The 22,848-nt window shown below is 61.2% G+C and carries 26 protein-coding genes; 16 read left to right on the top strand and 10 right to left on the bottom strand.

Features of this window, described 5'->3' with window-relative positions; translation table 11 throughout:
• The first annotated feature begins 16 nt into the window (after positions 1-16).
• Both HKK53_RS22715 and HKK53_RS22710 read left to right on the top strand, forming a co-directional pair.
• Entirely contained in the window at positions 17-1,021 is a 1,005-nt protein-coding gene (locus HKK53_RS22715; protein WP_169372672.1) for an aspartate carbamoyltransferase catalytic subunit, read from the top strand.
• Positions 1,018-2,289, top strand: a complete 1,272-nt coding sequence (locus tag HKK53_RS22710; protein WP_169372671.1) for a dihydroorotase — start codon at positions 1,018-1,020, stop codon at positions 2,287-2,289. The genes HKK53_RS22715 and HKK53_RS22710 overlap by 4 nt, the downstream gene beginning before the upstream one ends.
• A gap of 147 nt (positions 2,290-2,436) precedes the next feature.
• On the opposite strand, the gene HKK53_RS22705 is transcribed toward HKK53_RS22710, so the two are convergent.
• Positions 2,437-2,859: an NINE protein gene (locus tag HKK53_RS22705; RefSeq protein WP_169372670.1), complete on the bottom strand. Its 423-nt coding sequence runs from the start codon at positions 2,857-2,859 to the stop codon at positions 2,437-2,439.
• 250 nt (positions 2,860-3,109) lie between these two features.
• Between HKK53_RS22705 and HKK53_RS22700 the strand changes: the two genes are divergently transcribed.
• Positions 3,110-3,730, top strand: coding sequence for a C40 family peptidase (locus HKK53_RS22700; RefSeq protein ID WP_169372669.1), 621 nt, complete (start codon positions 3,110-3,112; stop codon positions 3,728-3,730).
• A 129-nt stretch (positions 3,731-3,859) separates the two neighbouring features.
• Here the strand turns inward: HKK53_RS22700 and HKK53_RS22695 are convergent, their stop codons facing one another.
• On the bottom strand, positions 3,860-4,894 hold the full coding sequence (locus HKK53_RS22695; protein WP_169372668.1) for a type IV pilus twitching motility protein PilT: 1,035 nt from the start codon (positions 4,892-4,894) through the stop codon (positions 3,860-3,862).
• 56 nt (positions 4,895-4,950) lie between these two features.
• Between HKK53_RS22695 and HKK53_RS22690 the strand changes: the two genes are divergently transcribed.
• The 9 genes from HKK53_RS22690 to HKK53_RS22650 all read left to right on the top strand — a co-directional run bounded on the left by HKK53_RS22690 (position 4,951) and on the right by HKK53_RS22650 (position 11,596).
• Positions 4,951-5,649: a YggS family pyridoxal phosphate-dependent enzyme gene (locus HKK53_RS22690; RefSeq protein WP_169372667.1), complete on the top strand. Its 699-nt coding sequence runs from the start codon at positions 4,951-4,953 to the stop codon at positions 5,647-5,649.
• 35 nt (positions 5,650-5,684) lie between these two features.
• Positions 5,685-6,503: a pyrroline-5-carboxylate reductase gene (gene proC, locus HKK53_RS22685; protein WP_169372666.1), complete on the top strand. Its 819-nt coding sequence runs from the start codon at positions 5,685-5,687 to the stop codon at positions 6,501-6,503.
• Between the two features lie 24 nt (positions 6,504-6,527).
• Positions 6,528-7,115 carry a YggT family protein gene (locus tag HKK53_RS22680; protein WP_169372665.1) on the top strand — a complete coding sequence of 196 codons (588 nt, stop codon included), beginning with the start codon at positions 6,528-6,530 and terminating at the stop codon, positions 7,113-7,115.
• A gap of 111 nt (positions 7,116-7,226) precedes the next feature.
• Positions 7,227-8,366, top strand: coding sequence for a homoserine O-succinyltransferase MetX (gene metX / locus HKK53_RS22675; protein WP_169372664.1), 1,140 nt, complete (start codon positions 7,227-7,229; stop codon positions 8,364-8,366).
• Between the two features lie 7 nt (positions 8,367-8,373).
• Positions 8,374-8,994, top strand: coding sequence for a methionine biosynthesis protein MetW (gene metW / locus HKK53_RS22670; RefSeq protein ID WP_123514664.1), 621 nt, complete (start codon positions 8,374-8,376; stop codon positions 8,992-8,994).
• Positions 8,995-9,020: 26 nt separating this feature from the next.
• Positions 9,021-9,455: a DUF4426 domain-containing protein gene (locus tag HKK53_RS22665; RefSeq protein ID WP_169372663.1), complete on the top strand. Its 435-nt coding sequence runs from the start codon at positions 9,021-9,023 to the stop codon at positions 9,453-9,455.
• The gene (gene rdgB, locus HKK53_RS22660) at positions 9,452-10,048 is read left to right on the top strand and encodes an RdgB/HAM1 family non-canonical purine NTP pyrophosphatase (RefSeq protein WP_169372662.1); all 597 of its coding nucleotides are present in this window, start codon (positions 9,452-9,454) and stop codon (positions 10,046-10,048) included. Before HKK53_RS22665 ends, rdgB begins: the two co-directional genes overlap by 4 nt.
• Positions 10,045-11,250, top strand: coding sequence for a radical SAM family heme chaperone HemW (gene hemW, locus HKK53_RS22655; RefSeq protein ID WP_237150598.1), 1,206 nt, complete (start codon positions 10,045-10,047; stop codon positions 11,248-11,250). The genes rdgB and hemW overlap by 4 nt, the downstream gene beginning before the upstream one ends.
• 22 nt (positions 11,251-11,272) lie before the next feature.
• A complete protein-coding gene (locus tag HKK53_RS22650) occupies positions 11,273-11,596 on the top strand; it encodes a DUF3392 domain-containing protein (RefSeq protein ID WP_054044425.1) in 324 nt (107 codons plus the stop codon).
• A 136-nt stretch (positions 11,597-11,732) separates the two neighbouring features.
• On the opposite strand, the gene trmB is transcribed toward HKK53_RS22650, so the two are convergent.
• From trmB to HKK53_RS22630, 4 genes are all read right to left on the bottom strand, one after another.
• Positions 11,733-12,458, bottom strand: coding sequence for a tRNA (guanosine(46)-N7)-methyltransferase TrmB (gene trmB / locus HKK53_RS22645; RefSeq protein WP_169372661.1), 726 nt, complete (start codon positions 12,456-12,458; stop codon positions 11,733-11,735).
• Between the two features lie 9 nt (positions 12,459-12,467).
• Positions 12,468-13,262, bottom strand: a complete 795-nt coding sequence (locus tag HKK53_RS22640; RefSeq protein ID WP_008068101.1) for a thiazole synthase — start codon at positions 13,260-13,262, stop codon at positions 12,468-12,470.
• A 60-nt stretch (positions 13,263-13,322) separates the two neighbouring features.
• A complete protein-coding gene (gene thiS / locus HKK53_RS22635) occupies positions 13,323-13,523 on the bottom strand; it encodes a sulfur carrier protein ThiS (RefSeq protein WP_167394879.1) in 201 nt (66 codons plus the stop codon).
• 71 nt (positions 13,524-13,594) lie between these two features.
• The gene (locus tag HKK53_RS22630; protein WP_169372660.1) at positions 13,595-13,975 is read right to left on the bottom strand and encodes a DUF423 domain-containing protein; all 381 of its coding nucleotides are present in this window, start codon (positions 13,973-13,975) and stop codon (positions 13,595-13,597) included.
• Positions 13,976-14,049: 74 nt separating this feature from the next.
• On the opposite strand from HKK53_RS22630, the gene mtgA reads away from it, so the two are divergent.
• Positions 14,050-14,772, top strand: a complete 723-nt coding sequence (gene mtgA, locus HKK53_RS22625; RefSeq protein WP_169372659.1) for a monofunctional biosynthetic peptidoglycan transglycosylase — start codon at positions 14,050-14,052, stop codon at positions 14,770-14,772.
• Positions 14,773-14,857: 85 nt separating this feature from the next.
• On the opposite strand, the gene rpoH is transcribed toward mtgA, so the two are convergent.
• The 4 genes from rpoH to ftsY form a co-directional block, all read right to left on the bottom strand.
• Positions 14,858-15,712, bottom strand: coding sequence for an RNA polymerase sigma factor RpoH (gene rpoH, locus HKK53_RS22620; RefSeq protein ID WP_003176698.1), 855 nt, complete (start codon positions 15,710-15,712; stop codon positions 14,858-14,860).
• 113 nt (positions 15,713-15,825) lie between these two features.
• Positions 15,826-16,848: a permease-like cell division protein FtsX gene (ftsX, locus tag HKK53_RS22615; protein WP_169372658.1), complete on the bottom strand. Its 1,023-nt coding sequence runs from the start codon at positions 16,846-16,848 to the stop codon at positions 15,826-15,828.
• The gene (ftsE, locus tag HKK53_RS22610) at positions 16,845-17,516 is read right to left on the bottom strand and encodes a cell division ATP-binding protein FtsE (protein ID WP_025215982.1); all 672 of its coding nucleotides are present in this window, start codon (positions 17,514-17,516) and stop codon (positions 16,845-16,847) included. Before ftsE ends, ftsX begins: the two co-directional genes overlap by 4 nt.
• Complete coding sequence (ftsY, locus tag HKK53_RS22605) at positions 17,516-19,018, bottom strand: signal recognition particle-docking protein FtsY (protein ID WP_169372657.1); 1,503 nt, start codon at positions 19,016-19,018, stop codon at positions 17,516-17,518. Before ftsY ends, ftsE begins: the two co-directional genes overlap by 1 nt.
• Positions 19,019-19,361: 343 nt before the next feature.
• On the opposite strand from ftsY, the gene HKK53_RS22600 reads away from it, so the two are divergent.
• From HKK53_RS22600 to rsmD, 3 genes are read left to right on the top strand one after another with little or no spacing between them, the layout of a single operon-like run.
• Entirely contained in the window at positions 19,362-20,717 is a 1,356-nt protein-coding gene (locus HKK53_RS22600; RefSeq protein WP_169372656.1) for a M16 family metallopeptidase, read from the top strand.
• Positions 20,710-22,200, top strand: coding sequence for a M16 family metallopeptidase (locus HKK53_RS22595; RefSeq protein ID WP_169372655.1), 1,491 nt, complete (start codon positions 20,710-20,712; stop codon positions 22,198-22,200). Before HKK53_RS22600 ends, HKK53_RS22595 begins: the two co-directional genes overlap by 8 nt.
• Positions 22,200-22,808 (top strand): 16S rRNA (guanine(966)-N(2))-methyltransferase RsmD, encoded by a 609-nt coding sequence (rsmD, locus tag HKK53_RS22590; RefSeq protein ID WP_169372654.1) that lies wholly within the window; start codon positions 22,200-22,202, stop codon positions 22,806-22,808. The genes HKK53_RS22595 and rsmD overlap by 1 nt, the downstream gene beginning before the upstream one ends.
• The last annotated feature ends 40 nt before the right edge of the window (positions 22,809-22,848 follow it).

Here is a 22,848-nt window from a genome sequence, read left to right as displayed (position 1 = left end):
GAGAGTCCCCCTCGCGATGACGCCTCTAGACACCAAGCGCCCGCTGCAGCTCAATGATCAGGGCCAGCTGCGCCACTTCCTCTCGCTCGACGGATTGCGCCGCGAGTTGTTGACGGAAATCCTCGACACCGCCGACTCGTTCCTCGAAGTCGGCGCCCGGGCCGTGAAGAAGGTCCCGTTGCTGCGCGGCAAGACCGTGTGCAACGTGTTCTTCGAGAACTCCACCCGCACCCGCACCACCTTCGAACTGGCGGCCCAACGGCTGTCGGCAGACGTGATCACGCTGAACGTCTCGACTTCGTCGGCGAGCAAGGGCGAAACCCTGCTCGACACCCTGCGCAACCTGGAAGCCATGGCCGCTGACATGTTCGTCGTACGCCACGGTGACTCCGGCGCCGCGCACTTCATTGCCGAGCACGTGTGCCCGCAAGTGGCGATCATCAACGGCGGCGACGGCCGTCACGCGCACCCGACCCAAGGCATGCTCGACATGCTGACGATTCGTCGGCACAAGGGCGGTTTCGAAAAGCTTTCAGTGGCCATCGTCGGCGACATCCTGCACTCGCGGGTCGCGCGCTCGAACATGCTCGCGCTGAAAACCCTCGGCTGCCCGGACATCCGCGTGATCGCGCCGAAAACCCTGCTGCCGATCGGCATCGAGCAATACGGCGTGAAGGTCTACACCGACATGACCGAAGGCCTGAAAGATGTGGACGTGGTGATCATGCTGCGCCTGCAACGCGAGCGCATGACCGGTGGCCTGCTGCCGAGCGAAGGCGAATTCTACCGCCTGTTCGGCCTGACCACCGCGCGCCTGGCCGGGGCCAAGCCGGATTGCATCGTCATGCACCCGGGGCCGATCAACCGTGGGGTGGAGATTGAGTCGGCGGTCGCCGACGGCCCGCACTCGGTGATCCTCAACCAGGTTACTTACGGTATTGCGATTCGTATGGCCGTGCTGTCCATGGCCATGAGCGGGCAGACTGCCCAGCGCCAATTCGAGCAGGAGAACGCCCAGTGAAGCTCAGCATTCTCGGCGCCCGCGTCATCGATCCAGCCTCGGGGCTGGATCAAGTTACCGATATCCACGTTGAAGCCTGCAAGATCGTCGCCCTTGGCGCGGCGCCGGCCGGTTTTGTCCCGGTCGAGACCATCGACGCCAAAGGCCTGGTGGCCGCGCCTGGGCTGGTGGACCTGAACGTCGCCCTGCGCGAGCCGGGCTACAGCCGCAAAGGTTCGATCGCCAGCGAAACCCGCGCTGCCGCTGCCGGCGGTGTCACCAGCCTGTGCTGCCCGCCGAAGACCAAACCGGTGCTGGACACCTCGGCCGTGGCCGAATTGATCCTCGACCGCGCCCGCGAGGCCGGCAACACCAAGGTCTTCCCGATTGGCGCCCTGAGCAAAGGCCTGGACGGCGAACAGCTGGCCGAGCTGGTCGCGTTGCGCGATGCCGGCTGCGTCGCCTTCGGCAACGGTCTGGAGAGCTTCCGCAATACGCGCACGCTGTGCCGAGCGCTGGAATACGCGGCGACCTTCGACCTGACGGTGATTTTCAACTCGCAGGATCATGACCTGGCCGAAGGTGGCCTGGCCCATGAAGGCCCGACCGCCAGTTTCCTTGGCTTGCCGGGGATTCCGGAAACCGCCGAAACCGTGGCCCTGGCCCGGGATCTGTTGCTGGTCGAGCAAAGCGGCGTGCGTGCGCACTTCAGCCAGCTCACCAGCGCTCGCGGCGTGGCCCTGATTGCTCAGGCCCAGGCGCGCGGCTTGCCGGTGACCGCCGATGTCGCTCTGTACCAGTTGATCCTGACCGACGAAGCGCTGATCGATTTCAGCAGCCTCTATCACGTCCAGCCGCCGCTGCGCACCCGCGCCGACCGTGATGGCCTGCGGGCGGCGGTGAAGTCCGGCGTGGTTTCGGCCATCTCCAGCCATCACCAGCCCCACGAGCGGGATGCCAAACTGGCACCGTTCGGCGCGACTGAGCCGGGGATCAGCAGTGTTGAACTGTTGCTGCCATTGGCGATGACGTTAGTGGAGGATGGTTTGCTCGATCTGCCGACCCTGCTCTCACGCCTGAGTGCCGGGCCTGCCGAAGCGTTGCGCCTGCCGGCGGGCAAGTTGGCGGTGGGGGGGGCGGCGGATATCGTGCTGTTCGACCCGGCGGCCTCGACTGTGGCCGGCGAAATCTGGCTGTCCAAGGGCGAGAACTGCCCGTTCATTGGCCACAGCTTGCCGGGCGTGGTGCGCTACACCCTGGTGGATGGGCGGATCAGCCACCAGGCGTAAGCACAAACCGATCGTTCCCACGCTCCGCGTGGGAATGCAGCCAGGGACGCTCCGCGTCCAAGAGCGGACGCAGAGCGTCCAGTGAGGCATTCCCACGCGGAGCGTGGGAACGATCAACGCTCCGCGTGGGAACGATCATCTTCGCTCTTATCTTTGGCTTTGCGCGTTACGCACCGACACCTGATCATTCAGCGTCCAGAAGTCATACAGCACCCCCAGAAAGAACACCCCGCCCGTCACCAGGTACAGCAAACCGCTGAGCCATTTCCCCTGATACATCCGATGCACACCGAACACCCCGAGAAACGCCAGCAGGATCCAGGCGACGTTGTATTCGATAGGGCCGGCGGTAAAGCGCAGGTCCGCCTCGCGGTCCATGGCCGGGATCAGGAACAGATCGATCAGCCAGCCGATGCCGAACAAACCGAGAGTGAAGAACCAGATCGTCCCGGTGACCGGCTTGCCGTAATAGAAGCGATGAGCCCCGGTAAAACCGAAAATCCACAGCAAGTAACCAATCAGTTTGCTGTGGGTGTCCTGGTACGGAGAAGGCGGTCGATAGCTGTTCATGAATGTCCTCGAATCACACGATAGATAAATATTGTTGAATTCTTTGTGACTTTTTTACAGGTGGCCGACGTATGGCATCTGCTACCTTGTGTCCCGTCAAAGCCTTGTAGCACCTGACTTGTGTCCGACAATTGCGTCCATTTCCAGCTTATTTGGTTCCGTTGACTCCAAGGTCCAATCGACCAACGGGCTCGGAAGGGTCAAAAAAGCTGTTATAAAGTTGCGCGCTAACCAATATGAGCCTTGCCTAATGCGTCCATTTTTCAAGACATGGCTAACCATTTGCCTTTTGATGCCACTGGCCGCCCACGCCACCAATCGTGAGCAACGTCTTCCAAACGTTAATGGTTACACCCCGAAATCCCATGTTTCTGCTCCTTCGAGCAAAAACAAGCAAACCGCAAAACGCTCCACCACGCTGGCCACCGCCAACAGCAAGCTGGTGCCACCGATGGCGACCAAGCAAAGCAGCAACGTGTTGAGCCGTGCCGTGAATGTCCTCGGTACTCCTTATCGTTGGGGCGGCAGCAGCCCAAGTAAAGGGTTCGATTGCAGTGGCCTGGTGAAATACGCGTTCAACGACGCTACGTTCGACCTGCCGCGCACGTCCAACGCGATGGCCAGTGGTCATGGCGAGAAAGTCGATCGCAAGGATCTGAAGCCGGGCGACCTGATTTTCTTCAACATCAAGAGCCGTCGAGTCAACCACGTTGCCATTTACCTGGGAAACGACCGCTTTATCCACGCACCACGTCGTGGCAAAGCGGTGTCGATCGACACGCTGAAGAAGCCGTATTGGGAAAGCCACTACGTGGTGGCCAAGCGGGTTCTGCCGAAAGAGCCGAATCAGATGCGCGTCGTACAGCGCTGATTTGAAGCTTGACCGTTCCCACGCTTCGCGTGGGAATGCAGCCCGGGACGCTCTGCGTCCCAAAAGGCCGAACGCGGAGCGTCCGTGGAGGCATTCCCACGCGGAGCGTGGGAACGATCACCTCGTCCTCTAGAAGTTATCCGGCGACCGCGCCTTCTCCCGCGCGTGCTCGCGGCTGATCAAGCCCTTGGTCACCAAGTCCTTCAAGCACATATCCAGCGTCTGCATCCCCAGGTTGCCCCCGGTCTGAATCGACGAATACATCTGCGCCACCTTGTCTTCGCGGATCAGGTTACGGATCGCCGAGGTGCCGAGCATGATTTCGTGCGCCGCAATCCGCCCGCCACCGATCTTCTTCACCAGCGCCTGCGACACCACCGCCAGCAACGATTCGGACAACATCGAGCGCACCATCGACTTCTCGTCCCCCGGAAACACGTCAACTACCCGATCGATGGTCTTTGCCGCTGACGTAGTGTGCAGCGTGCCAAACACCAAGTGGCCGGTCTCTGCGGCCGTCAGCGCCAGGCGAATGGTCTCCAGGTCACGCATCTCGCCCACCAGAATCACGTCCGGGTCTTCGCGCAGCGCCGAGCGCAAGGCGGTGGCGAAACTGCGGGTATCGCGGTGGACTTCGCGCTGATTAATCAGGCATTTGCGCGATTCGTGGACAAACTCGATCGGGTCTTCGATGGTCAGGATGTGGTGATGGCGGTGGTTATTCAGGTAGTCGATCATCGCCGCCAGGGTGGTGGACTTGCCGGAACCGGTCGGTCCGGTGACCAGCACCAGGCCACGGGGCGCGTCGGTAATCTTGCGAAACACTTCGCCCATGCCGAGGTCGTCCATGCTCAGGACCTTCGACGGAATAGTACGGAACACCGCGCCGGCGCCACGGTTCTGGTTGAACGCGTTGACCCGAAAACGCGCCAGTCCCGGCACATCAAAGGAAAAATCGGTTTCCAGATGCTTTTCGAAGTCCACCCGCTGGGTGTCGTTCATGATGGCGTAGATCAGCTCGTGCACCTGTTTGTGGTCCAGCGCCGGCAAGTTGATGCGCCGAACATCGCCATCGACGCGAATCATCGGTGGCAGGCCGGCAGACAGGTGCAAGTCGGAAGCGCCCTGTTTGGCGCTGAATGCCAGCAGCTCAGTGATATCCATAGCGCTCCTCAATTCCAGTAGAATGCCGCGAACCTTCAGACCGGCGGCGCCTCTTGATGTCCACGATAGCAGACAACATCCTTCAGGTTAGTTCGCGTATCCAGGCAGCGACCCAGGCTGCTCACCGCGATGAGCACAGCGTGCAGTTGCTGGCCGTGAGCAAGACCAAGCCTGCCGAAGCCCTGCGTGAAGCCCACGCCGCGGGGCTGCGCGACTTTGGTGAGAACTATTTGCAGGAAGCCTTGGGCAAACAGCTCGAATTGGCCGACCTGCCCTTGATCTGGCACTTCATCGGCCCCATTCAATCGAACAAGACTCGCGCTATCGCCGAGCACTTCGCTTGGGTGCATTCCGTGGATCGATTGAAAATCGCACAACGCCTGTCCGAACAACGTCCTGCCGAACTACCGCCGCTGAATATCTGCATCCAGGTCAACGTCAGCGGTGAAGACAGCAAGTCCGGCTGCACCCCGGCCGACCTGCCGGCCCTGGCCAAGGCCATCAGCGAATTGCCGCGCCTGAAGTTGCGCGGGTTGATGGCGATACCCGAGCCGACTGAAGATCGTGCCGCCCAGGACGCCGCTTTTGCTGCCGTGCAAAGCCTGCAAGCCAGCCTGAACCTGCCGCTCGACACACTTTCCATGGGCATGAGCCACGACCTTGAGTCGGCTATCGCCATGGGCGCCACGTGGGTCCGCATCGGTACAGCCCTGTTTGGCGCTCGCGGCTCTCAACAAATGCATGGCCAGCCCTGATCAATGGCTGACTCCTCTCTTTATAAGGACCTGACATGAGCAAGACTCGTATTGCCTTTATCGGTGCCGGCAACATGGCCGCCAGCCTGATCGGTGGCCTGCGCGCCAAGGGTCTGGACGCGGCCCACATCCGCGCCAGCGACCCGGGCACCGAAACCCGCGCTCGCGTGAGCGCTGAACACGGCATCGAAGTGTTCGCCGACAACGCCGACGCCATTCAAGACGCCGACGTCATCGTGCTGGCGGTCAAACCCCAGGCGATGAAAGCCGTGTGCGAAGCGATTCGTCCAAGCCTCAAGCCGAACCAACTGGTGGTGTCCATCGCCGCCGGCATCACTTGCGCCAGCATGAACAACTGGCTCGGCGCTCAGCCGATCGTGCGTTGCATGCCCAACACCCCGGCGCTGTTGCGTCAGGGCGTGAGCGGTTTGTTCGCCACGGCGGAAGTGAATGCCGAACAACGCCAACAGGCGCAAGAGCTGTTGTCTGCGGTCGGCCTCGCGCTGTGGCTGGACGAAGAGCAGCAATTGGACGCAGTCACCGCCGTATCGGGTTCGGGCCCGGCGTACTTCTTCCTGCTGATCGAAGCCATGACCGCCGCTGGCGTGAAACTCGGCCTGCCAGCAGACATCGCCGCCCAACTGACCGTGCAAACCGCTCTCGGCGCCGCGCACATGGCGGTCGCCAGTGATGTCGACGCAGCGGAACTGCGTCGCCGTGTGACCTCGCCGGCGGGCACCACGGAAGCCGCGATCAAATCGTTCCAGGCCGGGGGCTTCGAAACCCTGGTCGAAACCGCACTCGGCGCCGCCGCGCACCGTTCGGCCGAGATGGCTGAGCAACTTGGCCGCTAATCAGCTCTTACAAAGGAATCAATGATGCTCGGACTCAATGACGCTGCCATTTTCATAATTAAAACCCTGGGCAGCCTGTACCTGCTGATCGTGCTGTTGCGCTTCATCCTGCAACTGGTCCGGGCGAACTTCTACAACCCGCTCTGCCAGTTCATCGTCAAAGCCACCCAACCGCTGCTCAAGCCGCTGCGCCGGGTCATCCCGAGCATGTTCGGGCTGGACATGTCGTCGCTGGTGCTGGCGCTGCTCATCCAGATGCTGCTGATCGCGGTGATCCTGCTGCTCAAAGGCTTCATGGTCGACTGGCTGTTCCTGGTGCCGTGGGCCCTGATCGCGATCTTCTCGCTGTTCTTGAACATCATTTTCTACGCGATGATCATCAGCGTGATCCTGTCCTGGGTCGCACCTGGCAGCCACAATCCGGGCGCCGAACTGGTTGCGCAGATTACCGAGCCGGTACTGGCGCCGTTCCGTCGGCTGATTCCAAACCTGGGCGGCCTCGATATCTCGCCGATCTTCGCGTTTATCGTGATCCAGTTGCTGCAAAGCTGGCTGATCCCGCGTTTGGCGTACTTCGCGCTGATGCCTAATGGGCTGCTTGGGTTGATCTGACCCTTTGACTGATCGTTCCCACGCTCTGCGTGGGAACGATCATGGGTAGTCGCTTGCTGCTACGGGCAGCGGTCTTTAGACTTACGCCTCATTTCAACGAGAGCAGGGTCGATGCCAACTGCCTTTCCCGCCGATTCTGTTGGTTTGGTGACGCCGCAAGTGGCGCACTTCAGTGAACCCCTGGCCCTGGCCTGCGGCCGTTCGCTCCCAGCTTATGACCTGATCTACGAAACCTACGGCACGCTGAATGCAACGGCGAGCAACGCCGTGCTGATCTGCCACGCCTTGTCCGGGCACCATCACGCTGCCGGTTTCCACAGCCCCGACGACCGCAAACCCGGTTGGTGGGACAGCTGCATCGGCCCCGGCAAGCCGATCGACACCAGCAAGTTCTTCGTGGTCAGCCTGAACAACCTCGGCGGCTGCAACGGCTCCACCGGCCCGAGCAGCCTCAACCCGGAAACCGGCAAGCCGTTCGGCGCCGACTTCCCGGTGTTGACCGTGGAAGACTGGGTGCACAGCCAGGCGCGCCTCTCCGACCTGTTGGGCATCCGCCAGTGGGCGGCGGTGATCGGCGGCAGCCTCGGCGGCATGCAGGCCCTGCAATGGACCATCACCTACCCCGACCGCGTGCGGCATTGCCTGGCCATTGCCTCGGCGCCCAAGCTGTCGGCGCAAAACATCGCGTTCAACGAAGTGGCGCGCCAGGCGATCCTCACCGACCCCGAATTCCACGGCGGTTCGTTCCAGGAAGCCGGGGTGATCCCCAAGCGTGGCTTGATGCTGGCGCGGATGGTCGGGCACATCACCTACCTGTCCGACGATTCCATGGGCGAGAAATTCGGCCGTGGCCTGAAGAGCGAAAAGCTCAACTACGACTTCCACAGTGTCGAGTTCCAGGTCGAGAGCTACCTGCGTTATCAGGGCGAAGAGTTTTCCGGGCGTTTTGACGCCAACACTTACCTGCTGATGACCAAGGCGCTGGACTACTTCGACCCGGCAGCGAACTTCGACGATGACCTGGCGAAAACCTTCGCCGGCGCCACCTCCAAGTTCTGCGTGATGTCCTTTACCACCGACTGGCGCTTCTCCCCTGCCCGCTCGCGGGAACTGGTGGACGCGCTGATGGCGGCCAAAAAAGACGTCTGTTACCTCGAGATCGACGCTCCGCAAGGCCACGACGCCTTCCTGATTCCGATCCCGCGCTACCTGCAGGCGTTCAGCAACTACATGAACCGAATTAGTTTGTGAGAAAGCCATGAGAGCTGATCTGGAAATCATCCAGGAATGGATTCCCGCCGGTAGCCGCGTGCTCGACCTCGGTTGCGGCGACGGCGAACTGCTGACCTGGCTGCGCGACAACAAGCAAGTCACCGGCTATGGCCTGGAAAACGACCCGGACAACATCGCCGAATGCGTGGCCAAGGGCATCAACGTGATCGAGCAGGACCTGGACAAGGGCCTCGGCAACTTCGCCAGCAACAGTTTCGACATCGTGGTCATGACCCAGGCGCTGCAAGCCGTGCATTACCCGGACCGGATCCTCGACGAGATGCTGCGGGTCGGGCGCCAGTGCATCATCACGTTCCCCAATTTCGGTCACTGGCGTTGCCGCTGGTACCTGGCGAGCAAGGGCCGGATGCCGGTTTCCGAGTTCCTGCCGTACACCTGGTACAACACGCCGAACATCCACTTCTGCACTTTCGGCGACTTTGAAGAACTGTGCCGCGAACGTGAAGCGAAGGTCATTGATCGGCTTGCCGTGGATCAACAGCACCGACACGGGTGGGCCAGTAAGCTATGGCCTAATCTGTTAGGTGAGATCGGTATCTACCGCGTCAGCAGTCCAGGGTTGCAAGACCACAAGGTCGCGGTCTGAACCACGACATTCCAAGGAGAACGATCATGCGTCGTCTAGCGTTGTTTGTACTTACTGCCTGCCTGAGCGTCACCGCCATGGCCGCCGACATCATCAAGGGCGAGCGCCAGGAAAAGTTTGGTGATGTGACGGTGCACTACAACACCTTCAATTCCACATTCCTGACACCCGATATCGCCAAAGCGGCCGGTCTGACCCGAAGCAAGAATCAGGGTGTGATCAATGTCTCCGTGCTCAAGGATGGCAAGCCGCTGACCGCTGAAGTGAACGGCACGGTCAAAGACCTGACCAGCCAAAGCGTCGCGTTGAAATTCAAACAAGTCACCGAGCAGGGCGCAGTCTACTACATCGCGCAGTACCCGGTCGATCAGCAGGAAACCCGTACCTTCGAGATCAACGTGAAGAACGGCGATAAAATCAACACCATCAACTTCAACCAAGAGCTTTTCCCCGGCGAATGATGAACTTCACGCAACTCGTACTGGCCAGCCATAACGCCGGCAAACTCAAGGAACTCCAGGCCATGCTCGGCGCCTCGGTGCAACTGCGCTCGATCGGCGAGTTCAGCAGCATCGAGCCTGAAGAAACCGGCCTGTCGTTCGTCGAGAACGCCATCCTCAAGGCCCGCAACGCCGCGCGCATTTCCGGCCTTCCGGCGCTGGCCGACGATTCGGGGCTGGCGGTTGATTTCCTTGGCGGTGCGCCGGGGATTTATTCCGCGCGTTACGCTGACGGCCAGGGCGATGCGGCGAACAACGTCAAGCTGCTCGACGCCATGAAAGATGTGCCGGAAGCCGAGCGCGGCGCGCAGTTCGTCTGCGTGCTGGCGCTGGTGCGGCACGCCGATGACCCGTTGCCGATTCTGTGCGAAGGCCTGTGGCACGGTCGAATCCTGCACGCTGCCAGCGGCGAGCACGGTTTTGGCTATGACCCACTGTTCTGGGTGCCGTCACGCGACTGCTCCAGCGCCGAATTGAGCCCAAGCGAAAAGAACCTCATCAGCCACCGCGCCCGTGCAATGGATCTGCTGCGCCAGCGTCTAGGCTTGATATGACCCACGACTCATCCGCGTCGCCGCTGATCTTCGGCGGCGCCGCCCAATCGCCTCGGGCCGCACTTCCGGTGCTGCCGCCCCTGGCGCTGTACATTCACATCCCGTGGTGTGTGCGCAAATGCCCTTATTGCGACTTCAACTCCCACACCGCCAGCCCGGTGCTGCCGGAAGAAGAGTACGTCGATGCGCTACTGGCCGACCTCGATCAGGATTTGCATGCGGTCTATGGCCGTGAGCTGAGTTCGATCTTCTTTGGTGGCGGCACGCCGAGCCTGTTCAGTGCCGCAGCACTGGGCCGTTTGCTTAAAGGTGTGGAACAACGCATTCCGTTCGCCAGCGACATCGAAATCACCCTGGAAGCCAATCCCGGGACGTTCGAGCAAGAGAAGTTCGTTGCCTACCGGGCGCTGGGAATCAATCGCCTGTCGATCGGCATCCAGAGCTTCCAGGAAGAGAAACTCAAGGCCCTGGGACGGATTCACAACGGTGACGAAGCGGTGCGTGCCGCCGGCATGGCCCGTCAGGCCGGGTTCGACAACTTCAATCTGGACCTGATGCACGGTTTGCCCGATCAGTCCCTGGACGACGCCCTCGGCGATCTGCGCCAGGCCATCGCCCTGAAGCCGACCCATTTGTCCTGGTATCAGCTGACCCTGGAGCCGAACACGGTGTTCTGGAACCAGCCGCCGACGCTGCCGGAAGACGACACGCTGTGGGACATTCAGGAAGCCGGCCAGGCGCTGCTCGCCGAACACGGTTACGCGCAATACGAAGTCTCGGCCTACGCCCAGCCTGGTCGTCCGGCGCGGCATAACCTCAATTACTGGAGTTTCGGCGACTTCATCGGCATCGGCGCTGGCGCCCACGGCAAGCTCAGTCACCCGGACGGACGCATCGTGCGCACCTGGAAGACCCGACTGCCGAAGGACTATCTCAACCCGGCCAAAAGCTTCAAGGCTGGCGAGAAAGCCCTGACCAATGACGAGTTGCCGTTCGACTTCCTGATGAACGCCCTGCGCCTGACCGAAGGCGTCGAATCGCGCCTCTATCCAGAGCGCACTGGCCTGCCCCTGGAAAGCCTCGCCGAAGGTCGCCGGGAAGCCGAACAAAGCGGCTTGTTGCAGGTCGAACCGTCACGTCTGGCGGCCACCGAGCGCGGACAACTGTTTCTCAATGACTTGCTGCAGACATTTCTGAGCTGATTTCAGCCTTAAGGGAAAACCAATGGATTTGATCCTCGACCTGCTCGCCACCGTGTCCCGCTGGAGCCGTAGCAACCTGTCGGAAATCTCTCTGGCGCTGGTGGGCTGTTTACTGGTGCTGTTTGGCGCCGACATCAAAGGTTGGGTCGAGCAACGCCTGGGCGGCATCGCCGGCGCCTTGCGCGTCCCGCTGATGTCCCTGCTGTGCATGGTCGGCAGCGGCGTCGCACTGATCTACGCCACGCCGTGGATCATCAAAGGCCTGAGCCAGTTCAACAACTACAGCCTGGCGCCGGTGTTGTTGGTGGTGTTGGTATTGATTGGCGTAGTCGCGGATCGCCGCTGAATCCTGACGTTTGATCGTTCCCACGCTCTGCGTGGGAATGCCGCCATGGACGCTCTGCGTCCGCCTCTAAATGTGACGCGGAGCGTCACGGGATGCATTCCCACGCGGAGCGTGGGAACGATCAGTCGGGCTAGGCTCAGGACTGCTTTTCGAACTTCAAATCCCACACACCATGCCCAAGTCGCTCGCCACGGCGTTCGAACTTGGTGATCGGGCGCTCGGTGGGGCGCGGCACGTATTTGCCGTCTTCGGCGAGGTTGCGGTAGCCCGGCGCGACGTTCATCACTTCCAGCATGTATTCGGCGTACGGCTCCCAGTCGGTGGCCATGTGCAGAACGCCGCCGACTTTCAACTTGCTGCGCACCAGTTCAGCGAATGACGCCTGAACGATCCGGCGCTTGTGGTGACGGCTCTTGTGCCACGGGTCCGGGAAAAACAGCATCAGGCGATCGAGGCTGTTGTCGGCCACGCAATTGTTGAGCACTTCGATCGCATCGCAATCGTAGACCCGCAGGTTGGTCAGGCCCTGGGTCAGCACGCCATTGAGCAGCGCGCCGACACCCGGACGGTGAACTTCCACACCGATGAAATCCTGCTCCGGCGAAGCCGCGGCCATTTCCAGCAGCGAATGGCCCATGCCGAAGCCGATTTCCAGCGAGCGCGGGGCCGAGCGGCCGAACACTTGGTCGAAGTCCACCGGCGCATCGGCCAGCGGCAGGACGAACAGTGGCGTGCCCTGCTCCAGGCCTTTTTGCTGGCCTTCGGTCATGCGTCCGGCGCGCATCACGAAACTCTTGATACGGCGGTGTTGGCGTTCTTCGCCTTCTTTCGGCTGGATAGGCGTGTCGTTCGATTCAGTCATCAATGGCTCTTACTTGATCAGACCATCCAGCGGCGAGGAGGCGCTGGCATAGAGTTTTTTCGGCATGCGGCCGGCGAGGTAGGCCAGGCGACCTGCGACGATGGCGTGTTTCATGGCTTCGGCCATCATGATCGGCTGCTGGGCGTGGGCGATGGCCGAGTTCATCAGCACCGCTTCGCAACCCAGTTCCATGGCGATGGTGGCATCGGAAGCAGTGCCGACACCGGCATCGACCAGCACCGGGATTTTGGCTTCTTCGAGGATGATCTGCAGGTTGTACGGGTTGCAGATCCCCAGGCCCGTGCCGATCAGGCCGGCCAGCGGCATCACCGCGATAACACCGATTTCCGCCAGTTGACGGGCGATGATCGGGTCATCGCTGGTGTAGACCATCACGTCGAAACCTTCCTTGACCAGCACTTCGGCGGCCTTGAGGGTTTCGATCACGTTAGGGAACAAGGTTTTCTGGTCGGCCAGCACTTCCAGCTTCACCAGGTTGTGGCCGCCAAGCAGCTCACGGGCCAGGCGGCAAGTGCGCACGGCCTCGGTCGCATCGAAGCAACCGGCGGTGTTCGGCAGGAAGGTGTAGCGATCCGGCGACAGGACTTCGAGCAGGTTCGGCTCGCCCGGGTTCTGGCCCAGGTTGGTGCGGCGCACGGCGAAGGTGACAATCTCGGCACCCGAGGCTTCGATGGCCAGGCGGGTTTCTTCCATGTCGCGGTACTTGCCGGTGCCTACCAGCAAACGCGACTGGTAAGTACGACCGGCCAGGACGAAGGGCTTGTCGCTACGAACGATGCTCATGGGAAATCCTCTGTAGGGGTGAGGTTCTTGCAGAATTCTGTGCCCTTGCGGGCCGGGCGACTAGCCGCCGCCGATGGCGTGCACGACTTCGACGTTGTCGCCGTCGTTCAGCGTGGTGTCGGCATGCTGGCTGCGCGGGACGATATCCAGATTGAGTTCGACTGCCACCCGGCGTCCGGTCAGGTCCAGACGGGTCAGCAGGGCCGCAACGGTTTCACCGTCGGGCAGTTCAAGGGATTCGCCGTTCAACTGAATGCGCATGCAAGAAGCCGCCATCATTTTTAGGGGCTGGCATTCTAGCCCGATCATGACCTAAAGGTCAGCACCAAGCGTCAAGCGGTAAGCGGCAAGCGCCACGCGGCAAGTCCCAGACACAGCCAGCCCACCAGGAACGCCAGGCCACCGAACGGCGTGATGATGCCAAGCTTGCTGACGCCGGTGATGGTCAGCAGGTACAAACTGCCGGAAAACAGCAGGATGCCAATGGCAAAGGACGCCCCAGCCCAGGTGACCAGGCGCCCCGGAATCTGCGTGGCCAGCAGCGCCACGCCCAGCAAGGCCAAGGTGTGCACCAGTTGGTAGGTGACGCCGGTATGGAAAATTGCCAGGTATTCCGGGGTCAGGCGGTTTTTCAAGCCATGGGCGGCGAACGCGCCAAGGGCCACGCCGGTGAAGCCGAAGAAAGCGGCCAGCATCAGAAAGCCACGCAGCATGAAGAACTCCAGTCAGACTCGATCAACAGGGTCTGTATAATGGCCCGCTCAACGGGTTCGGCCAAGCCATCTCTATGCTGCGTTTATTTTTGCGACGATTCACGAAGGCCCTGCTCTGGTTCGCGGGCGGCAGCGTATTGCTGGTTTTGATTTTTCGCGTGGTGCCGCCCCCCGGTACGGCGCTGATGGTCGAGCGCAAGGTCGAATCCTGGTTCGACGGCGAACCCATTGACCTGCAGCGCACCTGGCAACCCTGGGATCAGATCTCCGACGACCTGAAAGTCGCGGTGATTGCCGGCGAGGACCAGAAATTCCCCGAGCACTGGGGTTTTGACTTCGGCGCGATTCAAGCGGCGTTTGCCCATAACGAACGCGGCGGCACGATTCGCGGTGCCAGTACGTTGAGCCAGCAAGTTTCGAAGAATTTGTTTTTGTGGTCCGGCCGTAGCTGGCTGCGTAAAGGCCTGGAAGCGTGGTTTACCGGGCTGATCGAAGTGCTGTGGCCCAAGCAGCGGATTCTTGAGGTTTATCTGAATAGCGTCGAGTGGGATGACGGGGTGTTTGGCGCTGAAGCGGCGGCTCGGCATCACTTTGGTGTCGGCGCCCGGTCATTGTCGCGGCAGCAGGCGAGTTTGCTGGCAGCGGTGTTGCCTAATCCACGAGTTTGGAGCGCGAGTCATCCGACCAACTATGTCGCACGTCGGGCCGGGTGGATTCGGCAGCAGATGAGTCAGTTGGGTGGTGATAGCTATCTGGTCGGGCTCAATGATTCGCGGCGTGCGCCTTGGTCTCAATGAATTGACGCGATCCCTGTAGGAGCGACGCGAAAAAAAACGCCCCGATCATCTCTGATCGGGGCGTTTTTTATTGCCGCTACGCCGGTTAGGCGGCGATCGACAACTTGAGCTTGTTCATCGCGCTCTTCTCAAGCTGACGAATACGCTCGGCCGACACGTTGTACTTCTGCGCCAGGTCGTGCAGCGTCGCTTTTTCTTCTGCCAGCCAGCGCTGGTAGAGGATGTCACGGCTACGGTCGTCCAGCACTTCCAGCGCTTCGTGCAGGTTGTGATTGGAGTTGTCGCTCCAATCGGCATCTTCCAGTTGACGGGCCGGGTCGTACCGGTGGTCTTCCAGATAGTTGGCCGGCGATTGGAAAGCGCTGTCGTCGTCCGCTTCCGCGGCCGGGTCGAAGGCCATGTCATGGCCGGTCAGGCGACTTTCCATCTCGCGCACTTCCCGCGGCTCTACGCCGAGGCTTTCCGCCACACGGTGGACTTCCTCGTTGTTCAGCCACGCCAGACGTTTCTTCTGGCTGCGCAGGTTGAAGAACAGCTTGCGCTGGGCCTTGGTGGTCGCGACTTTCACAATGCGCCAGTTGCGCAGGATGAACTCGTGGATTTCCGCCTTGATCCAGTGCACAGCAAACGAAACCAGGCGCACACCCATTTCCGGGTTGAAGCGCTTCACGGCCTTCATCAGGCCGACGTTGCCTTCCTGGATCAGGTCAGCCTGGGCCAGGCCGTAGCCGGAATAGCTACGGGCAATGTGTACGACAAAACGCAGGTGGGCGAGCACCATCTGCCGAGCCGCCCCCAAATCCTGCTCATAATAGAGACTCTCGGCCAGTTCACGCTCCTGCTCCGGCGTCAGCAATGGAATGCTGTTCACCGTGTGCACATAGGCCTCCAGGTTTGCGCCTGGGACCAGAGCATAAGCAGGTTGCAAAGAAGTGGTCATACGAAAAAACCTCCGTCTTACATAAATCGTGCAGTTCAGCACTGCGAAAATTGACCGGAAACCGTAGGACAAGTTCCCATAAAAACCGAAAGGTCAATACGCGCAAAAAGATACTACTTCGGCGCCAACTCCCTGAGATGACGTGCGACTGCAATCCATGCACCGATATAACCCAACAGCACCGCGCCAAGCAAGAGCGACAGACCATCGGCAACTGGCACTCCGGCCAGCGCGAAATTACTGCCGTACAAGCCGGCCAATCCAACCACCGCGTCGTTCAGCCAGTTCAGGCCGAACGCCAATACGCCCCAGGAAAGAATCCCCGCACCGAAGCCATAAAGCGCGCCCATATACAGAAAGGGCCTGCGCACATAGCTGTCCGTGCCGCCGACGAGTTTAATCACTTCTATCTCTGTGCGGCGGTTTTCAATATGAAGACGAATGGTATTGCCTATCACCAAAAGTAATGCAGACACCAAAAGCACGGTCAGACCGAAGACAAACCGGTCCCCCAGCTTGAGGATGGCGGCCAGACGCTCGACCCAGACTAGATCAAGTTGCGCCTGCTGTACCTTCGGCAGTTCGGAAAGTTTTTGTCTTAATGCTTCAAGCGTCGGCTTGTCGACTTCGTTCGGCGTCACCAGCACCACGCCCGGCAGCGGGTTTTCCGGCAGTTCCTTGAGCGCCTCGCCCAGACCGGACTGTTGCTGGAACTCTTCCAGCGCCTGGTCGCGACCGACATATTCCGCATCCGCGACGCCGGGCATGCCTTTGATCTGCTCGCGCAACGACTCGCCCTGCTCCGGGCTGGCGTCGAGTTGCAGGTAAAGGGAAATCTGCGCCGCACGCTGCCAGGAACCGCCCAGTCGCTCGACGTTATTCAGCAAAAGTGACAGCCCCATCGGCAAACTCAGGGCGACCGCCATCACCAGACAGGTGAAAAAGCTGCCGATGGGCTGCTTGCCCAAGCGACGCAAGCTGTCCAGCAGGCTGGCGCGGTGGCTTTCGATCCAGGCGCGCAATAGCGTGCTGAAATCCGGGCCGTCGTCATCGTCACGTTTTTTCTTTTGCGGCTGCGGATCGGCGGCCTTCGGGGCCACGCGTTCGGAAACCTTGGGGCTGCGTGTCGCACTCATACGCCAGCCTCCCCGTCGCCGATCAAGCGGCCGCGTTGCAGGGTCAGCATGCGGTGGCGCATGCGGGCGATCAGGGCCAAGTCATGGCTCGCGATCAGTACGCTGGTACCCAAACGGTTGATGTCTTCGAACACGCCCATGATCTCGGCCGCCAGGCGCGGGTCGAGGTTACCGGTCGGTTCGTCCGCCAGCAGCAAGGCCGGGCGATGGACGATGGCGCGGGCAATGCCGACGCGCTGTTGCTGACCGGTGGACAGGTCGCCGGGGTACAGATCGGTCTTGTCCGAGAGCGCCACGCGCTCCAGGGCCGAATCCACCCGCTTGACGATTTCAGCCTTGGACAGGCCAAGAATCTGCAACGGCAGTGCGACGTTATTGAACACCGTACGATCGAACAGCAACTGGTGGTTCTGGAACACCACACCGATCTGCCGCCGCAAGTAAGGAATCTGCGCGTTGCTGATGGTGCTCAGGTCTTGCCCGGCCAGCAGCAATTTGCCGGTGCTCGGACGCTCCATCGCCAGCAACAGCCGCAACAGGGTGCTTTTACCGGCGCCGGAATGGCCGGTGACAAACAAGAATTCGCCCCGACGGACTCGAAAGCTCAGCTCATGCAAGCCGACGTGACCGTTCGGGTAGCGTTTACCGACCTGTTCGAAACGAATCATTAACGCTCCCGCTCGGCAAACAATGCCTGGACAAAGGGTTCTGCTTCAAAGGTACGCAAATCATCGATGCCTTCACCGACGCCGATGTAGCGGATGGGCAAGCCGAACTGCTTGGCCAGGGCGAAAATCACCCCGCCCTTCGCGGTGCCGTCGAGCTTGGTCAGCGCCAGACCCGTCAGTTGCACGGTCTGGTTGAACTGCTTGGCCTGGTTGATCGCGTTCTGGCCAGTACCGGCATCGAGCACCAACAGCACTTCGTGGGGCGCGTCGGCGTCGAGCTTGCTGATCACCCGGCGAACCTTTTTCAATTCTTCCATCAGGTTGTCTTTGGTGTGCAGACGACCGGCGGTGTCGGCGATCAGCACATCGATGCCACGGGCCTTGGCGGCCTGCACGGCGTCGAAGATGACCGAAGCCGAATCGGCGCCAGTGTGCTGGGCGATGACCGGGATCTTGTTGCGCTCACCCCACACCTGCAATTGCTCCACAGCGGCGGCGCGGAAGGTGTCACCGGCGGCGAGCATGACTTTCTTGCCTTCCAGTTGCAGCTTCTTCGCCAGTTTGCCGATGGTGGTGGTCTTGCCGGCGCCATTGACGCCAACCACCAGAATCACGAACGGTTTGTTCTGCGAAGTGATTTTCAGCGGCTGCTCGACGGGCTTGAGCATCGCCGCCAGTTCCGCTTGCAGGGATTTGTACAACGCATCGGCATCGGCCAGCTCTTTACGCGCGACTTTCTGAGTCAGGCGCTGAATGATCACTGACGTTGCTTCGACGCCAACGTCGGCGGTCAGCAGACGGGTTTCGATGTCTTCGAGCAGCTCGTCATCGATGATCTTCTTGCCGAGGAACAGGCTGGCCATGCCTTCGCCGATGCTGGCGCTGGTCTTGGACAGGCCCTGCTTGAGGCGGGCGAAGAAACCGGCTTTGGTTTCTTCGGTACGCGGCGGCTCGGCCGGGGTTTCGACGAGGGCGACAGGTGCTTCGACAACGGGAGCGACAATCGGCGCAGGCGCTTGGACAATCGGCGCAACGGGCGCTACGAAGGCCGGCATTTCTGGCTCTGGAACCACAACCGGTTCAGGTTCGGCCACGAAAACTGGCGCGACAACCGGCTCGATCACCGGCACATGAATCGGCTCAGGGGTAAACGCAATCGGCGCTGGAATAGGCGGAGCAATGTGCGGCGCCTGCTCATCCTCAACCAATGCCACCGGCTCTTCCGCGACCGGCAAGGTCAGCCAAGGCTCAGCGACGGGCGTCAGCGGCAACTCGGCTACGACTTCAGGCTCGGCCTCAACCACCGGCTGCAACACCGGCTCGGCGTTCGGCAGAACAATCGGCGTCGGCTCTTCTTCTATTACCGGCGCAGGAATGGGCTCAGGAATGGGTTGTGGCGGTTCGACGACGGTTTCCTGCGGCTTTTTGCGCAGCCATCCGAACAGGCCTTTCTTCTCGCCAGCCGCAGCTGGGGTCTTCTTGTCGTCGTTGGAACCAAACATGGAGGACGGCTATCTCACGGTAGCGACGCGCCAAAGGGCGCCCCGGCAAATAAATATTCGATGCAGAACAGACTGCGATTCACCCAGCTTGTTCACGCGCAACAATTTGTCGAGGTGCCAACGGCACCTCAAAGGTCGACTAATACGAAGGACTGGACCGGCATCGTCGGCGAAAACGCAGAGTTTAGCGAACAAACTCAAAGCTTTTGCCGAGAACCCAGACAACCTGCGGACCGATAAAAGGCTCACAGGCGTGGCCGCCAGTAAAACGGATCAGTATCCTAGCACCCTCTCGCCCGCTGACGCTAAGAACAAGCGGGCAGCCCCAAAGGTTTAAAAACGTATGAATGCTCTAGCCCGCCGCGCTGCAGGCCTGCTGTTCAGCGCAGTTTGTCTGCCCCTCTCGGCCCTGGCTGCCGATCCACAACCCACTCATGAATTCACCCTCGACAACGGCTTGAAGGTCGTCGTGCGCGAAGACCATCGGGCGCCGGTGGTGGTGTCCCAGGTCTGGTACAAGGTCGGCTCGAGCTATGAGACCCCGGGCCAGACCGGTTTGTCCCACGCCCTGGAACACATGATGTTCAAGGGCAGCGAGAAACTCGGCCCCGGCGAGGCGTCGCTGATCCTGCGCGACCTCGGCGCCGAAGAGAACGCCTTCACCAGCGATGACTTCACGGCCTACTACCAAGTGTTGGCCCGGGATCGCCTGGGCGTCGCCTTCGAACTTGAAGCCGACCGCATGGCCAACCTGAAACTCCCGGCCGACGAGTTCAGCCGCGAGATCGAGGTGATTAAAGAAGAGCGTCGCCTGCGCACCGACGACAAGCCGATGTCCAAGGCCTACGAACGCTTCAAGGCCATGGCGTACCCGGCCAGCGGCTATCACACGCCGACCATCGGCTGGATGGCTGACCTCGACCGCATGAAGGTCGAGGAACTGCGCCACTGGTACCAATCCTGGTATGTGCCGAACAACGCCACCCTGGTGGTGGTCGGCGATGTCACCCCGGATGAAGTCAAAACCCTGGCTCAGCGCTACTTCGGCCCAATCGCCAAGCGTGACGTGCCACCGGCGAAAATCCCGCTGGAACTGGCCGAGCCCGGCGAACGGCAGATTACCCTGCACGTGCAGACCCAACTGCCGAGCCTGATGCTGGCCTTCAACGTGCCGAGCCTCGCCACCGCCGAAGACAAACGTTCGGTAAACGCTCTGCGCCTGATTTCGGCCCTGCTCGACGGCGGCTACAGCGGCCGTATCCCGACGCAACTGGAACGCGGTGAAGAGCTGGTGTCCGGCGGTTCGTCGAGCTACGACGCCTACACCCGTGGCGACAGCCTGTTCACCCTGTCCGCCAGCCCGAACTCGCAAAAGAAGAAAACCATCGCCCAGGCCGAAGCCGGTCTGTGGAAGCTGCTCGAACAACTGAAAACCACCGCGCCATCCGCTGAAGAGCTGGAGCGCGTGCGCGCCCAGGTGATTGCCGGCCTGGTCTACGAGCGTGATTCGATCACCAGCCAGGCCACCGCCATCGGCCAACTGGAAACCGTCGGTTTGTCGTGGAAGCTGATGGACACCGAACTCGCCGACCTGGAAAGCGTCACCCCCGACGATATCCAGAAAGCCGCCAAGCTGTATTTCACCCGCGAACGTCTCAGCGTCGCCCATGTACTTCCACTGGAGACGACTCATGAGTGAGCGTAAAAAACCGCGCCTGGCGCTGATTGGCCTGATCCTCGTGGCATTGATCGGCTCGGCGACCGTCTACCTGTTGCGTCCCGATGAGTCCACGGCCAGCGAAGCTCTCGACAAGGCCAAGTCCAGCCAGAAGCTGCAATCCCTGGCCGAACTCGACGGCAAGGCGCCGAGCCACCGCAACATGGACGTGCAGACCTGGACCACCGCCGAAGGCGCCAAGGTGATGTTCGTCGAAGCACGGGAGCTGCCGATGTTCGACATGCGCCTGATCTTCGCCGCCGGCAGCAGCCAGGACGGCAATGCGCCGGGCCTCGCGCTGCTGACCAACGCGATGCTCAACGAAGGCGTGGCCGGTAAAGATGTCGGCGCTATCGCCCAGGGCTTCGAAGGCCTGGGTGCAGACTTCGGCAACGGTGCTTACAAAGACATGGCCGTTGCTTCGCTGCGCAGTTTGAGCGCCGCCGACAAACGTGAGCCAGCCTTGAAGCTGTTCTCCGAAGTCATCGGCAAACCGACCTTCCCTGCCGATTCGTTCGCACGGATCAAGAACCAGTTGCTCGCCGGTTTCGAATACCAGAAGCAGAACCCCGGCAAACTGGCCGGCCTGGAGCTGATGAAGCGTCTGTACGGCGATCATCCTTACGCCAACTCCAGCGATGGCACGGCGAAATCCGTTCCGGCGATCACCCTGGCGCAGCTGCGGGCCTTCCATGAGAAAGCCTACGCCGCCGGCAACGTGGTGATTGCCCTGGTCGGTGACCTGTCCCGCGCCGAAGCCGAGGCGATTGCCGCGCAAGTCTCCAGCGCCCTGCCGAAAGGCCCGGCCCTGGCGAAAATCCCGCAGCCGACCGAACCCAAGGCCAGCATCGGCCACATCGAGTTCCCGTCCAAGCAGACCAACCTGATGCTCGCGCAACTGGGCATCGACCGTGATGACCCGGACTACGCAGCACTGTCCATGGGCAACCAGATCCTCGGCGGCGGTGGCTTCGGCACCCGTCTGATGAGCGAAGTGCGCGAGAAGCGTGGCCTGGCTTACGGCGTCTACTCGGGCTTCACCCCGATGCAGGGCCGCGGCCCGTTCATGATCAACTTGCAGACCCGTGCGGAAATGAGCGAAGGCACGCTGAAGCTGGTGCAGGAGGTGCTCGCCGACTACCTCAAGACCGGCCCGACCGAGAAAGAACTCGACGACGCCAAGCGTGAACTGGCGGGCAGCTTCCCGCTGTCCACCGCCAGCAACGCCGATATCGTCGGCCAACTCGGCGCCATGGGTTTCTACAACCTGCCGCTGAGTTATCTGGAAGACTTCATGCAGCAGTCCCAGAGCCTGACCGTCGAACAAGTCAAAGCTGCACTGAACAAACATCTGAGCACGGACAAAATGGTCATCGTCAGCGCTGGCCCGACCGTGCCGCAAAAGCCGTTACCGGCCCCATCTGATAAACCCGCCGAGCAGCCGCTCGGGGTTCCGGAGCATTAATGGCCACTCGTCCTAAAAAACCTGTTCACAACGTCCACAACGGCGTGAACCAACTGCGCATCATCGGCGGTGAATGGGGCAGCCGAAAGCTGAGCTTCCCTGACGCGCCGGGCCTGCGTCCGACCCCGGACCGGGTGCGTGAAACCTTGTTCAACTGGCTCGCGCCGTATATCGCCGGGGCCAAGGTGCTCGACCCGTTCGCCGGCAGCGGCGCGCTGTTCCTTGAAGCCCTGTCCCGTGGCGCGGCCATGGGCCAGGCGCTGGACGCCAGCAACATCGCGGTCTCCAGCATCAAGGAACACCTCGGCACCCTGCGCTGCACCACCGGCCAGGTGCAGACCGCCGACGCCTTGCGCTACCTGGAAACCCAGACCGCGACCGCCTACGACGTGGTGTTCCTCGACCCGCCGTTCAACCAGGATCTGTTACCGGGCGTTTGCGCCTTGCTCGAAGAGCGTCAGTGGCTGGCCGATGACGCCTGGGTCTACACCGAAAGCGAAAACGCACCGTCGGCACTCGGCTTGCCGGGCAACTGGCGCCTGCACCGGGAGCAGAAGTCCGGGCGCGTTTATTACGCGCTGTGGCAACGCAGCCCGCTGGCAAACTGATCAATCCGTAGCGTGAAACAAGGCATGCAGTGCGGTAGCT

The sequence above is a fragment of the Pseudomonas sp. ADAK7 genome (genome assembly GCF_012935675.1).
In the GTDB taxonomy this organism is placed as follows: Bacteria; Pseudomonadota; Gammaproteobacteria; order Pseudomonadales; family Pseudomonadaceae; genus Aquipseudomonas.
This window is presented reverse-complemented; position numbering and strand designations above follow the sequence as displayed.

Coding starts and splice junctions, on each gene's coding strand:
- rsmD (WP_169372654.1), top strand. CDS start 22,200: ATGGCCACTCGTCCTAAAAAACCTGTTCACAACGTCCACAACGGCGTG.
- proC (WP_169372666.1), top strand. CDS start 5,685: ATGAGCAAGACTCGTATTGCCTTTATCGGTGCCGGCAACATGGCCGCC.
- metW (WP_123514664.1), top strand. CDS start 8,374: ATGAGAGCTGATCTGGAAATCATCCAGGAATGGATTCCCGCCGGTAGC.
- HKK53_RS22700 (WP_169372669.1), top strand. CDS start 3,110: ATGCGTCCATTTTTCAAGACATGGCTAACCATTTGCCTTTTGATGCCA.
- HKK53_RS22640 (WP_008068101.1), bottom strand. CDS start 13,262: ATGAGCATCGTTCGTAGCGACAAGCCCTTCGTCCTGGCCGGTCGTACT.
- HKK53_RS22690 (WP_169372667.1), top strand. CDS start 4,951: ATGTCCACGATAGCAGACAACATCCTTCAGGTTAGTTCGCGTATCCAG.
- HKK53_RS22705 (WP_169372670.1), bottom strand. CDS start 2,859: ATGAACAGCTATCGACCGCCTTCTCCGTACCAGGACACCCACAGCAAA.
- HKK53_RS22600 (WP_169372656.1), top strand. CDS start 19,362: ATGAATGCTCTAGCCCGCCGCGCTGCAGGCCTGCTGTTCAGCGCAGTT.
- hemW (WP_237150598.1), top strand. CDS start 10,045: ATGACCCACGACTCATCCGCGTCGCCGCTGATCTTCGGCGGCGCCGCC.
- ftsE (WP_025215982.1), bottom strand. CDS start 17,516: ATGATTCGTTTCGAACAGGTCGGTAAACGCTACCCGAACGGTCACGTC.
- thiS (WP_167394879.1), bottom strand. CDS start 13,523: ATGCGCATTCAGTTGAACGGCGAATCCCTTGAACTGCCCGACGGTGAA.
- metX (WP_169372664.1), top strand. CDS start 7,227: ATGCCAACTGCCTTTCCCGCCGATTCTGTTGGTTTGGTGACGCCGCAA.
- rpoH (WP_003176698.1), bottom strand. CDS start 15,712: ATGACCACTTCTTTGCAACCTGCTTATGCTCTGGTCCCAGGCGCAAAC.
- trmB (WP_169372661.1), bottom strand. CDS start 12,458: ATGACTGAATCGAACGACACGCCTATCCAGCCGAAAGAAGGCGAAGAA.
- HKK53_RS22715 (WP_169372672.1), top strand. CDS start 17: ATGACGCCTCTAGACACCAAGCGCCCGCTGCAGCTCAATGATCAGGGC.
- HKK53_RS22680 (WP_169372665.1), top strand. CDS start 6,528: ATGCTCGGACTCAATGACGCTGCCATTTTCATAATTAAAACCCTGGGC.
- mtgA (WP_169372659.1), top strand. CDS start 14,050: ATGCTGCGTTTATTTTTGCGACGATTCACGAAGGCCCTGCTCTGGTTC.
- HKK53_RS22595 (WP_169372655.1), top strand. CDS start 20,710: ATGAGTGAGCGTAAAAAACCGCGCCTGGCGCTGATTGGCCTGATCCTC.
- HKK53_RS22650 (WP_054044425.1), top strand. CDS start 11,273: ATGGATTTGATCCTCGACCTGCTCGCCACCGTGTCCCGCTGGAGCCGT.
- HKK53_RS22695 (WP_169372668.1), bottom strand. CDS start 4,894: ATGGATATCACTGAGCTGCTGGCATTCAGCGCCAAACAGGGCGCTTCC.
- ftsY (WP_169372657.1), bottom strand. CDS start 19,018: ATGTTTGGTTCCAACGACGACAAGAAGACCCCAGCTGCGGCTGGCGAG.
- ftsX (WP_169372658.1), bottom strand. CDS start 16,848: ATGAGTGCGACACGCAGCCCCAAGGTTTCCGAACGCGTGGCCCCGAAG.
- rdgB (WP_169372662.1), top strand. CDS start 9,452: ATGATGAACTTCACGCAACTCGTACTGGCCAGCCATAACGCCGGCAAA.
- HKK53_RS22665 (WP_169372663.1), top strand. CDS start 9,021: ATGCGTCGTCTAGCGTTGTTTGTACTTACTGCCTGCCTGAGCGTCACC.
- HKK53_RS22630 (WP_169372660.1), bottom strand. CDS start 13,975: ATGCTGCGTGGCTTTCTGATGCTGGCCGCTTTCTTCGGCTTCACCGGC.